12 protein-coding genes are annotated in these 15,377 nt (G+C 66.4%); 5 read left to right on the plus strand and 7 right to left on the minus strand.

The genetic code is table 11. From position 1 onward, the window contains the following. Nucleotides 1-23: 23 nt before the first annotated feature. Nucleotides 24-2,306, minus strand: coding sequence for a ComEC/Rec2 family competence protein (locus C8J25_RS13245; RefSeq protein ID WP_208622608.1), 2,283 nt, complete (start codon nucleotides 2,304-2,306; stop codon nucleotides 24-26). A gap of 90 nt (nucleotides 2,307-2,396) precedes the next feature. Here C8J25_RS13245 and gltX point away from each other — a divergent pair, with 90 nt between their 5' ends. From gltX to C8J25_RS13260, 3 genes are read left to right on the plus strand one after another with little or no spacing between them, the layout of a single operon-like run. Then, nucleotides 2,397-3,827, plus strand: coding sequence for a glutamate--tRNA ligase (gene gltX, locus C8J25_RS13250; protein ID WP_425275465.1), 1,431 nt, complete (start codon nucleotides 2,397-2,399; stop codon nucleotides 3,825-3,827). 25 nt (nucleotides 3,828-3,852) lie between these two features. Beyond that, nucleotides 3,853-5,136 carry a citrate synthase gene (locus C8J25_RS13255; RefSeq protein ID WP_056048581.1) on the plus strand — a complete coding sequence of 428 codons (1,284 nt, stop codon included), beginning with the start codon at nucleotides 3,853-3,855 and terminating at the stop codon, nucleotides 5,134-5,136. Further along, nucleotides 5,136-5,339, plus strand: coding sequence for a hypothetical protein (locus tag C8J25_RS13260; protein ID WP_107954855.1), 204 nt, complete (start codon nucleotides 5,136-5,138; stop codon nucleotides 5,337-5,339). Before C8J25_RS13255 ends, C8J25_RS13260 begins: the two co-directional genes overlap by 1 nt. On the opposite strand, the gene C8J25_RS13265 is transcribed toward C8J25_RS13260, so the two are convergent. The 3 genes from C8J25_RS13265 to C8J25_RS13275 are packed head-to-tail and all read right to left on the minus strand — an operon-like array spanning nucleotide 5,313 to nucleotide 9,006. Continuing rightward, a complete protein-coding gene (locus C8J25_RS13265; RefSeq protein ID WP_107954856.1) occupies nucleotides 5,313-6,695 on the minus strand; it encodes a sensor histidine kinase in 1,383 nt (460 codons plus the stop codon). The two genes, C8J25_RS13260 and C8J25_RS13265, sit on opposite strands and share 27 nt — an antisense overlap. Beyond that, nucleotides 6,692-7,789, minus strand: a complete 1,098-nt coding sequence (locus C8J25_RS13270; RefSeq protein WP_107954857.1) for a DUF2336 domain-containing protein — start codon at nucleotides 7,787-7,789, stop codon at nucleotides 6,692-6,694. The genes C8J25_RS13265 and C8J25_RS13270 overlap by 4 nt, the downstream gene beginning before the upstream one ends. Nucleotides 7,790-7,824: 35 nt before the next feature. Next, nucleotides 7,825-9,006: a hypothetical protein gene (locus tag C8J25_RS13275; protein WP_107954858.1), complete on the minus strand. Its 1,182-nt coding sequence runs from the start codon at nucleotides 9,004-9,006 to the stop codon at nucleotides 7,825-7,827. Between the two features lie 357 nt (nucleotides 9,007-9,363). Between C8J25_RS13275 and C8J25_RS13280 the strand changes: the two genes are divergently transcribed. Then, nucleotides 9,364-11,571 (plus strand): coiled-coil domain-containing protein, encoded by a 2,208-nt coding sequence (locus C8J25_RS13280; protein ID WP_244187085.1) that lies wholly within the window; start codon nucleotides 9,364-9,366, stop codon nucleotides 11,569-11,571. A 101-nt stretch (nucleotides 11,572-11,672) separates the two neighbouring features. Beyond that, nucleotides 11,673-12,452 carry an SDR family oxidoreductase gene (locus C8J25_RS13285; protein ID WP_107954859.1) on the plus strand — a complete coding sequence of 260 codons (780 nt, stop codon included), beginning with the start codon at nucleotides 11,673-11,675 and terminating at the stop codon, nucleotides 12,450-12,452. A gap of 152 nt (nucleotides 12,453-12,604) precedes the next feature. On the opposite strand, the gene C8J25_RS13290 is transcribed toward C8J25_RS13285, so the two are convergent. The 3 genes from C8J25_RS13290 to C8J25_RS13300 all read right to left on the minus strand — a co-directional run bounded on the left by C8J25_RS13290 (nucleotide 12,605) and on the right by C8J25_RS13300 (nucleotide 15,368). Continuing rightward, nucleotides 12,605-12,886 (minus strand): DUF1467 family protein, encoded by a 282-nt coding sequence (locus tag C8J25_RS13290; protein WP_107954860.1) that lies wholly within the window; start codon nucleotides 12,884-12,886, stop codon nucleotides 12,605-12,607. Between the two features lie 4 nt (nucleotides 12,887-12,890). Further along, nucleotides 12,891-14,528, minus strand: a complete 1,638-nt coding sequence (locus C8J25_RS13295; protein WP_107954861.1) for a ribonuclease J — start codon at nucleotides 14,526-14,528, stop codon at nucleotides 12,891-12,893. A 63-nt stretch (nucleotides 14,529-14,591) separates the two neighbouring features. After that, entirely contained in the window at nucleotides 14,592-15,368 is a 777-nt protein-coding gene (locus C8J25_RS13300) for a type III pantothenate kinase (protein WP_107954862.1), read from the minus strand. Nucleotides 15,369-15,377 lie beyond the last annotated feature (9 nt).

The raw sequence follows: 15,377 nt of genomic DNA on the forward strand, positions 1-15,377 counted from the left end.
CGCCTACCTTCACTTCGAAGAGGTCAAGGCGACGACGCTCCCCGATCGCGCGCGGAGTTCGGGATGGTCTCCCGAACCGCATCATCTTCGCGCCTTTGCGCCTTCGCGTGAACATGAGACTTCCAGCGACTTCGGTCGGCCCAAAACCCAGACGTACCATCGTGAAACTCAGCGTGCCGCGATCTGAAAAGATGCGCTGGACGCTCAAGGACAGGCGGATCGCGCCAGGGGTGGCGGTCGCCGGAATTCAAAATCGTCACGACCGTCCCCGTCCCCAAGGTCAGCGCGATGCCGCCCGTATGCCGCAAAACACGGCGGTCCAGTTTCAGCCACCGCGGCACACAGCGTTTCGGCAGACCGCGTTCGCTGACGACGACGTCGGCGGTGCGACAAGCGGCAATCAGTTCCGCAATCGGGACCATATAATCGCTGCGAGTTGCAAGTATCCGCCACGTCCGTCCCCGAGAGGCGATGTCGGTCATACACAGATCGCGGCTGCACCGCGCATCGGGCTGGTCCGCCAACAACAAGGGCTCGCCGTCCACCCCACCATTCTCGGAGAGCATGTCCCGCGTGTAGTCGCCCGCCCGATCGCGCAGCATAGCCAGCCCCGCGGCCGTCCGTACCGCAACGTGGCGACCGTCGCCGGTGATCAGAATGTCCGGGGCGGGTGTCGCAAGTGCCCAGACCGCCCCAGCCGCGAGCGGCAGTAAACCCAGCCGCCGCCAGCGCGTTCGCCATAGCGCGATCCAGATACCGCCGACGATCATCAAGGCGAATGCCGCCGTGGGCATCGCGGGCAACGATCGGACCGATCCCGGCGCGCCGGCGACGACATGCGCGAGCCAGAGAAGCGCGTCGAGCGACCGTTGAACCAGCCACCAGATCGGCGCCCCAAGTCCGCCGGCATCGAGAAGCAACGCCAGCGCCTCCAGCGGCATGACCACGAACGTCGTCAGCGGGATCGCGACTATATTGGCAAACGCGCCGTACAAGCCCGCCTTGTGGAAATGGTAGACCGCGATCGGCATCAGCGCGAACTCGACGAGCAGCCCCGTGAGAAGCAGCGACGCGACGCCCCGTGTGAGACGACGGCCTCGCCCCTCCTCATGCGGTCGGAAAAAAGCGCGGATCGTCGGATGTTCGTGCAGCGCCATGATTGCGGTGATCGCCGCGAACGAGAGCTGAAAGCTGGGTCCCGCCGCCGATTCGGGGAGCACCAGCATGACGCACGCCGCCCCGGCCGCAACGAGGCGCAAGGTCATCGCCTCGCGTCCCATCGCCAGTGCTGCCAGCACGAGCAGCGCGGCGACGCACGACCGGATCGTCGGAACCTGGCTTCCGGTCAGCAACGTATAGCCGATTGCCGCCGCCGCCCCGGCCAGCGCGGCAATCAACGGCAGACGCGCGTGCAAAGCCAGCCAAGGACTGAGCGCCAGCAGCCGCAGCACGATCAACATCGTCGCCGCCACCGCAGCCGTAATATGCAACCCGCTCACCGACAGCAGATGCGCGAGTCCCGCACGGCGCATCGCCTCCGAATCCTCTTCGCTGATCGCACCGACGTCGCCAGTTGCAAGCGCTGCGGCAATCCCGCCAGCGCTGCCATCCAATCGCGAGACGATATGGTGCGAGAGCGCAACGCGGATGCCGGCACCCGACTCGCTCGGCGTTGTCACAGCCACTGGCGCGAAGCCCCGCCCTGTCGCGCCGATCCCGCCGAACCACGCGACGCGGGCAAAGTCGTACGCCCCCGGCACCGAGGGAAGCGGCGGCGGCATCAGCCGGGCCCGCAGATGCACTACCGCTCCCGTTCCCAGCAACTTGGGCGCATCCGCTTCCGCAAGATTGACGCGGACGCGGTACGGCAGGGCGACCGGTTGCCCGTCGGTCTCGGCGCCCTTCCCGATCGGCAGCAGCGTCAACCGGACCAGCTTCCGCGCGATCAGCGGCTCGATCGCCTCGACCCTCGCGGAGAAGCTAGCGATCGTCGGGCCACTCAGCACCGGTCGCGCCACCGACTCCGATCGCGCCCAGATAAGCCCAAGCCCCAGCGCCGCCGTCAGCAACCCGATCGCCAAAGACCGCGCCGCACGGCCACCCTGCCCCACCGCCAGAAACGCCAACGCGCTCGCCACCAACACCAATATCGCCATGCACCAAGCCGCCGGGTCCGGCAGCGCAAACCACAGCGCTATCCCGCCACCCAGCATCACCGGCAGCCACAACACCAACTGGTCGCGCTCCGCCTCGAGCCAGCGTTCCACGGCAAGCCCGACGACAGCCCCCCATCGCGGCACGCCCATTTGTCGCCGCCAAGGACGCATGCTAGGGGCGGCGACGGCTGTCATCGCCATCGTTTCTCCATCGTTTCATCAGTCTGGGAGCACCCGCGGTTGGGCGCAATATCTGATACGGGCACCGCCAACTCGGCCGCACCCGTGGTTACCCGTTTCGCTCCGTCGCCGACGGGGTTCCTGCATCTTGGCGGCGCGCGCACCGCGCTGTTCAACTGGCTGTTCGCCAAGGCGAATGGCGGCAAGTTCCTGCTGCGGATTGAGGATACCGACCGGGTCCGCTCGACCCAACCGGCGATCGACGCGATCATCGACGGGATGCGCTGGCTCGGGCTCGACTGGGACGGCGACGTCGTCATGCAGTTCGCGGGCGCTGAGCGTCATGCGCAGGTCGCGCACGAGATGGTCGCGAACGGCCACGCCTATCGCTGCTACATGACCAACGACGAGATTGCCGCGATGCGTGCCGAGGCGCAGGCCGCGAAGACGCCGCTCCGCATCCGCAGCCCTTGGCGCGATCGTCCCGAGAGCGAAGCACCGAACCTTCCCCATGTCGTCCGTCTGCGCGCGCCGCAGGAAGGTGCCGTCACGATCGAGGACCGGGTACAAGGCGCGGTGACGGTCAAGAACGAAGAGATCGACGACCTCGTCCTGCTCCGTTCGGACGGCACGCCGACCTACATGCTCGCGGTCGTCGTCGACGATCACGACATGGGCGTCACGCACGTCATCCGCGGCGACGATCATCTCAACAACGCGTTCCGCCAGTTGCCGATTTACCGAGCCATGAACTGGCCCGAGCCTATCTACGCGCACATCCCGCTGATCCACGGCCCCGACGGCGCCAAGCTGTCGAAGCGTCACGGCGCGGTGGGCATCGAGGCCTACCGCGACGAGATGGGTATCCTGCCCGAGGCGTTCGACAACTACCTGCTCCGGCTCGGTTGGGGTCATGGCGACGACGAGATCATCAGCCGCGACCAGGCGGTCGAATGGTTCGACCTGTCGGGCGTCGGCAAGTCGCCGTCACGCTTCGACCTGAAGAAGCTCGAGAACCTCAATGGCCATTACATCCGCGAAGCCGACGACGCGCGCCTTGCGCAACTCGCGGCGGATCGTCTCGGCCACGACCTCCCGACCGGCGGACTCGATCTTCTGACTCGCGCGATGCCCGTCCTGAAGCCGCGTGCCGCAAACCTGAACGAGCTCGCCGAAGGGGCGAATTTCCTGTTCAGCCAGCGTCCCCTGGCGATGGATGACGCCGCGGCGAGCCTTTTGCAGGGTGAAGCGAGTTCGATTTTGGTCAATGTCCATGCCGAACTTGACGCGCTCGCCACGTGGGATACGGAGGCGCTCGAAGGCGCGGTACGGCGCGTGGCCGAAGCGCGGGGCGTCAAGCTCGGCCAGGTCGCACAGCCGCTTCGCGCCGCGCTGACGGGACGCAAGACGTCGCCGGGGATCTTCGACGTGCTCGACCTGCTCGGGCGCGACGAGAGCCTGGGACGGATCGCCGACCGGATGGCTAGCTGATAAGATTTCGAGGAAGGATACAAGCATGAGCGAGACCGCAACCCTCAAGGTCGACGGCAAGGATTTCGAGTATCCGGTGATGTCCGGTACGGTCGGACCCGATGTCATCGATATCCGCAAGCTGTACGCGCAGACGGACAATTTCACCTATGATCCGGGCTTTACCTCGACGGCGTCGTGCCAGTCGAAGCTGACCTATATCGATGGTGACGCGGGCACGCTGCTGCACCGCGGCTACACGATCGGCGAACTGGCCGAGCAGTCGAACTTCATGGAAGTCGCCTATCTCCTGCTCAACGGCGAACTGCCGAGCGAAGACGAGCTGGCGAACTTCTCCAACACGATCACGCGCCACACGATGGTGCACGAGCAGCTTGCGCAGTTCTTCCGTGGCTTCCGCCGCGATGCGCATCCGATGGCGATCCTGTGCGGTGTCGTCGGCGCATTGTCGGCGTTCTATCACGATTCGACCGACATCCACGATCCGGCACAGCGCGTCATCGCGTCGCACCGCCTGATCGCCAAGATGCCGACGATCGCCGCGATGGCGTACAAGTACAGCGTCGGCCAGCCGTTCGTCTATCCTGACAACACGCTGAGCTACACCGGCAATTTCCTGAAGATGACGTTCGGCGTCCCCGCCGAGAAGTACGTCGTGAACCCGATCGTCGAGAAGGCGATGGACCGCATCTTCATCCTCCACGCCGATCACGAGCAGAACGCGTCGACCTCGACCGTCCGTCTCGCCGGGTCGTCGGGCGCCAACCCGTTCGCGTGCATCGCCGCCGGCATCGCCTGCCTGTGGGGCCCCGCACACGGCGGCGCGAACGAAGCCGCGCTCAACATGCTGCACGAGATCGGCACCGTCGACCGCATCCCCGAGTACATCGCTCGCGCCAAGGACAAGAACGATCCGTTCCGCCTGATGGGCTTCGGTCACCGCGTCTACAAGAACTACGATCCGCGCGCGGCCGTCATGCAGACGACCGTCAAGGAGGTGCTCGGCGAGCTGGGCGTCACCGACCCCGTGTTCGACGTCGCGATCGAGCTCGAGCGTCTGGCGCTTAGCGATCCGTACTTCATCGAGAAGAAGCTGTTCCCGAACGTCGATTTCTACTCGGGCGTGATCCTGTCGGCGATCGGCTTCCCGACCTCGATGTTCACCGTCCTCTTCGCGCTTGCCCGCACCGTCGGCTGGGTCGCGCAGTGGAACGAGATGATCACCGATCCCGACCAGAAGATCGGCCGTCCACGCCAGCTGTACAGCGGCCCGACCGCGCGTGACTACGTCCCGATGGCGTCACGCTGATGAAGGCCCTCCGGCCGATCCTGATGGTCGTCGGCGTACTGTGCGCGCTGATGGGTCTGCTCTGGATCGGTCAGGGGCTCGGGTACGTCCACTGGCCGCAGTCGAGCTTCATGCTCGACCAGCGGCCATGGGCGGATCGCGGCGCATTCCTCGCCGCGTTCGGCCTCGCGCTGATATTACTGGCGCGCCGGATCCGCCGGTAACGTCAAGACGAACCGCGCGCCTTCGCCGGGCGCGCTCTCGACCGTGAGATCCCCCTGCATCGCCCGCGCCAGGCGCCGTGCGATGTACAGGCCGAGCCCGTTGCCGCCGGCCTCCGACGGATCGACCCGCTCGAACTTCTCGAAAATCCGGACCTGATCCTCGGGCGCGACACCCTTGCCCTTGTCCGCGACCACGACGACTGCGTGGGTCTGCGTCCGCGTCACGGTGACGATCACCTGCGCCCCGCGCGGCGAATAGCGCACCGCGTTGCCGACGAGATTGACCAGCACCTGTAACACGCGGCGGAAATCGCCGAGCGCCGGAACACGCACGTCCAGCGCCGGGCGCGTGATCGTGACGCCTGCGTTCGCCGCGCGCACCGACAACAGCCCCGCCGCCCGTCGCGCCACATCGGCGAGGTCGATCGGCTCGGGCACGAGCGCGAAATCGGGCCGCTCGACCGCCTGGAGATCGACGAGGTCATCGACCAGTTCGAGCAGATGCCGCCCCGCACTGGCGATATCCGCGGCGTAATCCGCATAATCGCCCTGCACCGGACCATCCGCCTGCGCATTGATGCTGTCTGCGTTCGCGACGATACGCGCGAGAGGAACCCGCAACGCCTTGTCGAGTCCGCTCGTAAAGGTCGGCGACAGCGTTTCCGTCGACGCGGCAGGGGGCGGCGCGTCTTCTACCACCATGCGTGCAGCGCCAACGAACCCGGCAAAGTCGCCCGCCGCATCGTGTCGAACATTGGCCGTCAACGTCACCGCGCGTCCGGAACTCCGCAGCCGCGCGGGCTGCGCCGTCATCGGGCGTCGCCGCGCAAGTGAGTCGAGGATCGGCAAAGCCCCATCCGCACCGGTATCCAGCGAAAACATCGCCGTCAGCGGCTGGCCAAGCAACGCGAACGCGTCGAACCCGTGCTTCGGCCCCGCATCGAGCGTGACGAACGTCAGCCGCAGCGCGGAATCCGTCTCCCACCGCCAATCCGTATCGCTGCCATGGAAATCGCCCTGCGTATCGGGCGACGGTCGCGCCGGCCGCCACGCCGCGATCTCGCGCCAGCCGCTTACCGTCAGCCGTACGTTCTCACCATCCGGCTGAGCCCGTACCCAGAGGTCCACATCCGTCTCGTCGTCCGCGACGACCACGCCGCGCGACACGACGATCCCCAGCCGACGTGCGAGCCGGGCGATCGTCGCAAGCTGAGGCACGGCAAGTGGCGCACCGCGCATCCCGCCCGCCCGCTGGTTGAGCGCGACCAGCGCCGGATCCGCAAACGACAGCGAGCCGTCGGGCGCAACGATCGCGTGCGCAATCGGACTTTCGATCGAAGGGTCGAACACGCTCATCGCCGATCCGTACGCGCCAGCGCGCGCAACGCCATCCGAAAATCGCGGTTCAGCGCCAGCGGCGCCAGCGACGCACGTGCATCCTCGACCCCGACCGACACGATCGCGTCGAGCGCATCCGCAAACGCCTCGATATCCCGCCGCGGATCCGCCTCCGACAGCGCCAGCCCGATCCGCGCGATCGTCGGACGATCGAGATCGATCGCACGCAACGCCAGCCACAGCCGATCGCCCTCCGGATCGAGCGTGATCGCTCGCGCCTGATCGAACGCGATGCCGATCGCATGCGCCAGCACCGCGACGAACAACGACAGGCGCCGGTCGCCGATCGATTCGACCAGCACTGCGGGCAGCTCGTTCGGTCGCGCATCCAGCGCGCCGGCGAGCCGCGTCGCCACAGCATCAGGCCGCTCGCCCTCGTCATGCGCGGCGAGACTGCGCTGCGCCGCATCGGTGATCGCCCGGTCGCTCTCCCGCGTGACGGACTTCAAGCCATCGCGGACAGCCGCCGCCACCCACCAGACCAGCCGGTGATGCAGTTCGGCGGGCAATTCACTACCCCCGACCGATCCCTGCTCGTTCGCCACCCGCCGCCGGCTTTCCGCAGCCAGCAACGCAGACGCCGCCGACGCCACCACGCTGTCCGGCACCCCCGCCAGCCGTACCAGCAAGCTCGCTTCGTCGGGTTCCGCGACCTCGACCGGCAACGAGGCGGCAATCAGGTCATGGCGTACACGCGCGATCAGTTCGTCCATCAATTCTTCGTCGCGGAGCAATCCCGCCCGCGTGAGACGATCGAGAACGCCCCCCGCCCCGGCCTTCAGCATTGCTTCACCGGCCTGTGTCGCGCCACTACCCGCCAGCAGTCGCGCGGCATGTCGGCGGATGTCCCACTCGATCGCCCCGACGATCGCGCCGAGCACTTGCGCGAGCATCAGCCGCGTCCGGTCGTCTAGCCGTGCGTCGGCATCGAGAAAGAAATCCGCGATCGTTCCGGTCAGCCGCGCGTCCGCGCGCAGGCGTGCATCCTCCGCTCGCGCAACGGGATCATAGGGCGACACGACGTCACGCACTGGGTCTGGACCGACCGACATGATCCCGTGCTTAGCCTCCGGACGTTAAGGTCCGCCTAAGGCGTTCGGCGCAGTCGCTCGATAACGACAGCCAGCGTCGCGGTCGCATACACCGCGGTCAGGCCGAGCCCGAACACCGGGAACCCCAGGATCGCGAGCAGCGCGACGATCAGCAGATAGGCTGCCGGACTTCCCCACCACATCTGCCGTTCGCGTTCGAGTATGGCGCGTTCGGCCAGCGCGCCGATCGCGACGAGCGCGGTACCGATCGCCAATGCGGTGTTGTTCCCCGCATAGCCGCTGACGAAAAACGCGAAGACCAGGATCGATGCCGCAGCCACGCCGCCGATCGCGAAGGTCTGCCCACGGGCCATCGGCGCATCGTCGCGAAGTCCGCTCAGCACCGAGCCGAGTGCCAGGGCGATGCATCCGACGAGGGACAATACCAGACCGATCGACGGCAGCCCGAAGCCGATCGTCACCAATCCGGCCACGCCCAGCGCAGCGCCGGCGGCTCCAACCGTGGTGCCCGCCGCACCACGATCGACGAGCAGCGGCAATGCGAGCCGCGCGATCGGTGCGAGAACAAAGCGGTCGAACCAGCCTCGCCGCCCCGACACGATCGTCATCAGCACCGCGCGCCCGCGCTCTTCCAGCGTCCGCGCCTGACGCTCTATCCCGTGCCCACCGCGCACCGCGTCGGTCGGCAACAGCACGTGTGTCGCGCGCGATTGTACCGCAAACCGCAACAGCGAAGACTGGAGATCATAATCCTGCGGCAGGCCCGCGACTTCAGCGATCCGGCTCGAACTCAGCCGCGCGACACCGGCCCACGCCATCCGTCCGCCGACACGCTCGAATCCCGGCCCCGCGTCGCTCTCGGGGACGACGAGCAGGCAGTCGCCATCTTCGACCGCCATCGCCTTGACGATCGCGTCGGTGGTGACGAGCCCGTCGCCGAGCATCAGGACCGGCGCGAGCGGGTGAAGTTTCTCGCCCGCTTCCATCGCGGATCGTACCGTATCGACGCTCACGCCGCGCCGTCCGATGCGATTGATCGCCCCGAGCAATTCGGGGGTCATGCGCGCAACGACGATGATGATCTGCGAAACGCCGGCGGCGATCAGCAACCGCGCCTGATACTCGATCAACGTCACGCCACTGAAGGGCAAGGTCGCAGCAAGACGATCGGGGCGATCGTCGGCATCATGAATTGCAAATAATAGGCCGGCAAGCATCGCAGGCTGTTAGGCGGTACGCGCCGTCCTGCAAAGCCCGCGTTCGGCCGAACCGCCCTGCGCCAAGGCTCGGTTCGGCGTTGCAGGCGCGAAACCGCACGTCGATCGATACCCAAATTCTCGCGCGTTCCGTCGACCGACGGTCCCTGCCCCTATGGTGGTCGGACCATACGCCGTGCCGCCCTGCTTACCGGACGGATGAACGTGCGAAGACCGCATCATCCGTTTTGTCCCGCCGCAATTCATGATACTTCCGCAGTTCATGAACGGGGGTTCGTCAATGATCGGGTTTCGCGCGTCGGCAGGCATGCCCATCCCATTCGCGCGGATATCGTGATGGATCCAGTGATAGAAAACATGTCCGACACCGTCACAGAAACGGGCTTCGACGAAGTTTATCAAGAGCCTGCGCGCGACCGCGGACACCTTTACGTGGGTATCGCGGTTGCCGCCGTGGTCGTCTGGCTGGCGGCGATGCTGTGGCTCGCGCGCGGTTCGCTCGCGACGATCGAGCCGGTTGCCTTAGTCCAGTTCATCGCCGCGCTCTGCGTCGTCCCGGCGCTGATCGGCATCGTCTGGCTGCTCGCGATGCGTACCAGCCGTAGCGAGGCGCACCGGTTCGGCATCACCGCGCAGGCGATGCGCGACGAGGCCGCCAACCTCGAACGCACCGTCGCCGCTGTGTCGAACACGATCGATGCCAACCGCCAGCAACTCGCCGAACAATTGAACGCGTTGATGGCGATGGGTGGTGGCGCGACCGAGCAACTCGCAGCGATCGGCCGCGGCATGGTCTCCGAAATCGACCAGGCCGCAGCACACGCGCGCAACCTCGCGACGTCGACCGCCGGCGCGCAGACCAGCCTCGGCGTCCTGATCGCTACCCTCCCCCGTGCGCAGGCCGACATCGACGACGTCGCCAAGCGCCTCGAACGCACCGGGCTGTCTGCGAGCGAACACGCCGCAGCGCTCGACGCGCAGATCGTAGCGTTGGCCGAACGCGGCCGCGACGCCGACGCGATGGCCAGCGGCGCAGCACAGCGCCTCGCCGCACACATCGTCCGTATGGAGGCGACTAGCCAGACCGCGGGCGCGCATCTCGAATCGGTCACCGACGGCATGTCCGCCGCGGTCGACGCGCTGCTCAACCGCACCGCCGATGCCGTCGATCACTCACGCCGTGGCATCGCCGCGCAGGGTGACGCGATGTTGGCAATGGTCGGGGCGAACCAGGCCGCGCTCGACAGCGCCGCCCGCGACAGCGCCGAAGCGCTCGCCAAGCGGATCGCCAGCGTCGAGGACGCGATCGAACGCGTCGCGATCCGCCTCGATCTGCAACGCAGCGCCGGCGACCGGATCGTCGACGATCTTCACACCGGGCTCGGCGAAGTCGAATCCCGGATCGAATTGCTCCATCGCCACGGCACCGAGCGCACGCAGGACCTCGCGGCATCGATCAGCGCGCTCGGCGGCTCTGCCGACGCGATGACCGAGGCGTTGCGAGCCGGCGACGATATGGCGCACCGGACGATTGCGACGACCGAGACGCTGCTCGTCGCACTCGATGCCGCCGCGCGCGAGATCGACGAGACGATGCCCGAAGCACTGGGCCGCCTCGATACGCAGGTGCTCGCCAGCAAGAGCATCGTTGTCTCGGCACGTCCCGAACTACTCGCGCTCGTCACCGCTGCGGAGAGCACGCACGACGCGATCGAGGCGATCGCCGGGGTAATCGGCGAACAGCGTCAAGTTCTAGACACGCTCTCGACCGACCTGCTCAACACGCTCAACACCGGCCGCGCGAAGGCCGATGCGCTCGGTCACATGGTCGATGAAGCTATCGGCCGGACGCAGCATTTCGCCGAAGACGCCGCGCCGCAGTTGATCGAGGCGCTACACCGCGTGCGCGAGACCGCCGCGGTGGCCGCCGACAAGGCGCGCGAGACGCTGTCGAAGGTCATCCCCGAAGCCGCGGCCGCGCTCGAAGCCGCCAGTGCCGACGCGATGCGCCGCGCGACCAACGACACCGTGGAACGTCAGGTCAAGGCGCTCACCGACGCGACCGGCGCCGCGGTCGACGCCGCCACCGGCGCGACCGAACGCCTCGCGCGCGAAGTGCAGGCGATCGTCGACCAGACCGCGATCGTCGAAACGCGGATCCAGGAAGCGCGTACCGAACGCGAAGACGCCGACCAGGACACCTTCGCGCGCCGCGTCTCGCTGCTGATCGAATCGCTCAACTCGGCGTCGATCGACATTACCAAGGCGATCGCGCCCGAAATCTCCGACAGCGCATGGGGCGCGTATCTCAAGGGCGACCGCGGCGTCTTCACGCGACGTGCAGTCCGTATCCTAGACGCCAGCGAAGTCCGCGAGATCGCTGGCCTCTACGACCAGGACGAGACCTTCCGCGAGATGGTCAACCGCTACATCCACGACTTCGAAGCGATGCTCCGCACGATCCTGACGCAACGCGATGGCTCGCCGCTCGGCGTGACGTTGCTGTCGTCCGACATGGGCAAGTTGTACGTCGCACTGGCACAGGCGATCGAGCGGCTACGCTGAACCGGACCTCAAAGGAGCTTTCGAAATGATCCAGCGTCACCGCTAACGCGGCCCTCGCCAGCGGAGCAACCCGCCGACCGGACTCATATTTCGAGGCTTACATGCCCAGACTGAACACCAAGATCTGCGTCGTCACCGGCGCAGCACGTGGCATCGGCCGCGCGATCGCCGAGCGCTTCCATGACGAAGGCGCCATCGTCATCCTCACCGACTTCGACGAAACCGCCGGCGCCGAGACTGCGGCGGCGATCGGCTGCCGGTTCGAAAAGCTCGACATCCGCGAAGAAGCGGATTGGCAGCGCCTAGCGGAGATCCTTCCGGTGGCCGACGTTCTCGTCAACAATGCGGGCGTGACGGGTTTCGAGCACGGCATGACCGCGCATGATCCGGAACATGCTAGCCTCTCAGACTGGCGCGCGGTTCATGCGGTCAATCTCGACGGCACGTTCCTCGGCTGCCGCTATGCGATCGGTGCGATGAAAGCCGCGGGCACGGGGTCGATCATCAACATCTCGTCGCGATCCGGGCTGGTCGGGATCCCTTTAGCTGCGGCCTATGCGTCGTCGAAGGCGGCGATCCGCAATCACAGCAAGACGGTGGCGCTGTACTGCGCGCAGCAGGGGTGGAAGATCCGCTGCAACTCGGTGCACCCGGCCGCGATACTGACGCCGATCTGGGAGCCGATGCTCGGCGATGGGCCGGACCGCGAGACGCGAATGGGAGCGCTGGTGGCCGACACGCCATTGAAGCGGTTCGGGATGCCGGACGAGGTCGCCGCGGTCGCGGTGATGCTCGCGTCGGACGAGGCGACGTATATTACGGGGACTGAGATCAATATCGATGGCGGCTTGCTGGCAGGCTCTGCCGGATCGCCGGGGTAAAGGCTAACCTGTAATCCTCCCCCGCCAGGGGGAGGTGGCTGGCACTTGCCAGACGGAGGGGGAGGTCAGGGAAAACCTCTGTCCCGTGCCCTCCCCCTCCGTCACCTTCGGTGCCACCTCCCCCTTGCGGGGGAGGATCGTGGGGTCGCGCCTCAGCGCGTGACCATGTTGCCGCGATCGAACAGGTCGACGCTCTGCGGAGTGATCCACCCATAAAAATAATTCAGCTGGAAAAGTACGAACAGCACCGTCGCTACGACAGTCACCCGCCACGCCGTCCGCCCCGACCGAAACTCGTGCGGCGCGCTCTCGGCCTGGCCGGGGACGTGTTCGCCCCCGACCTCGCGTGTCGTCTTCACGCCGAATGGCAGGACCAGGAACACCGAGAACGACCAGAACAGGACGTAGATCGCGAGTGCCGAGGTCCAGCGCATCGGCTCAACCCTCGATCAGCAGCACGTCGACGATCGGCTGCTTGCCGGTCCAGCGCTTGGCGACCTTGCGCACCGCGAGCCGGATCTGCTCGCGCATTTTCTCGCTCTCGCGCTTGCCGCCACGTACCGTGTCCGCAGCCGCCTGCACCGCATCGGCGATGAACGCCGCCCGGTCTTCCTCGACCGGCACGCCCTGCACGCGGACCTGCGGCTGGCCGACCATCCGGCCGTCCTTGCCGAGCGCGACACCGACCGAAATCTGGCCGTTGATCGCCAGCTTGCGCCGCTCGCTTAGCGTCGCGCCGTCCGCCGGCAGTATCACGTCGCCGTCGAGCACGAGACGCCCGACCGTCGCATTGCCGATCTTCGCCGGGCCCTTGGGCGCCAAACGGATGATGTCGCCATTGCTCTGCACGATCGCGCGCGGAATGCCCTGCTCGAGACCGAAGCGCGCATGCTCCATCATATGGCGCATCTCCCCGTGCGTCGGCACGAGTACCTCTGGCCGCAGCCAGTCGTACATCTGCGCGAGTTCCGGCTGACCCGGGTGACCCGACACATGGACGTGCGCCTGGCGCTCGGTGATCATGCGAATGCCCTTGGCCGCCAGCGTGTTCTGGATGCGACCGATCTGGACCTCGTTGCCCGGGATCTGCTTCGACGAGAAGATCACCGTGTCGTCGGCCTCGAGCGTGATCGTGTGCTGGCCATTGGCGACACGTGCGAGCGCCGCGCGCTCCTCGCCCTGGCCACCGGTGGCGATGATCAGCACCTTGTTCTTGGGCAGGCGCATCGCCTCGTCGGGGCTGATCGTATCGGGGAAATCCTTCAGATAGCCCGTCGCGCGCGCCACCTTGATGATCCGGTCGAGCGAACGCCCGGTCACACACAGCTTGCGCCCGGTTTCCTTCGCGACTTCGCCGAACGTGTGCAACCGCGCGGCGTTCGACGCGAAGCTGGTGATCATCACGCGGCCCTTGGCCTTGCTGACCTCCTCGAACAGCCCCTTGCGCACGGTGCTCTCGCTGCCCGACGCGGTGGTGTTGAAGATGTTCGTCGAATCGCAGACCAGCACGTCGACGCCCTTGTCGCCGATCGCCATGAAGCCTTCGGGCGTGGTCGGATTGCCGATCACCGGGTTCTTGTCGAGCTTCCAGTCGCCGGTGTGGAACACGCGACCATAAGGCGTGTCGATCAGCAGCGCGTTCGCCTCGGGGATCGAATGCGACATCTCGACGAAGGTGAAGCCGAACGGCCCGAGCTGGAAATTGCTGCCCATCGGGATCATCTTGAGCTTCACGCGGTTGGCGATGCCCTCTTCCTCGAGCTTGCCGCGGATCAGACCCATCGTGAACGGCGTCGCGTAGATCGGCACGCCGAGGTCTTCGGCGAGGTACGGCAGCGAGCCGATGTGATCCTCATGACCATGCGTGATGACGATGCCGAGCAGGTCGTCGATCCGGTCCTCGATGAACGACAGGTCGGGCAGGATCACGTCGACGCCGGGATATTGCGGATCGGCGAAGGTGATGCCGAGATCGACCATCACCCACTTGCCCTGGCAGCCGTACAGGTTGACGTTCATGCCGATTTCGCCGGAGCCGCCAAGGCCACAGAAAAGGAGTTCGTTCTTCGGAGTCATTGATTACTTTCAGGATTATACAGGAATATGGCCCGCAGGCCGGTCGGCGCGAGCCCAATGGCCCTAGATATGGTGACGATCCCACATCATCGCCAGCCCCTGGATCGTCAGGTCGGCTTCGATGACGTCGAACACGTCGGTCTGTTTCTCGAATAATGTGGCAAGGCCGCCGGTGGCGACGACCTTCACGGGACGGCCGATCTCGCGCTTCATCCGCGCGACCAGCCCCTCGATCATCGCAACATAGCCCCAATAGATGCCGATGTGCATCTGCGAGACGGTGTTGAGCCCGATGACGCTGGTATCGGTCGGCGCCTCGATCGCGATCCGCGGCAGCTTCGCCGCGGCGGTCACCAGCGCGTCGAGCGACAGGTTGATCCCCGGCGCAATGATCCCGCCCTTGTACGCGCCGCTATAGTCGACGACGTCGAACGTAGTCGCGGTGCCGAAATCGATCACGATCAGGTCGCCGGGATGCAGCGCATGCGCGGCGATCGTGTTAACCGCGCGGTCTGCGCCGAGCGAGGCCGGCTCGTCGACGTCGATTGCGATGCCCCATTCGACTGGCGCATGGCCGGCGATAAGTGCTTCGGTGTCGAAGTATTTCGACGCGAGCACCTGCAGATTGTGGAGCGCGCGCGGCACGACGGTGGCGACGATCACGCCCTCGACGGCAGTACGATCATGCCCGCCGAGCTGCATCAGCTGGCTCAGCCACACCGCATACTCGTCCGCCGTACGCCGTGGATCGGTCGCGATCCGCCAGCGCGCGACGATCTCGCCGGCTTCGACGAGCGCGAACACGACATTGGTATTGCCGGCATCGATCGCGAGCAGCATCAGCGGGGC

The sequence above is a fragment of the Sphingomonas faeni genome (assembly GCF_003053745.1).
Taxonomy (GTDB): domain Bacteria; phylum Pseudomonadota; class Alphaproteobacteria; order Sphingomonadales; family Sphingomonadaceae; genus Sphingomonas; species Sphingomonas faeni.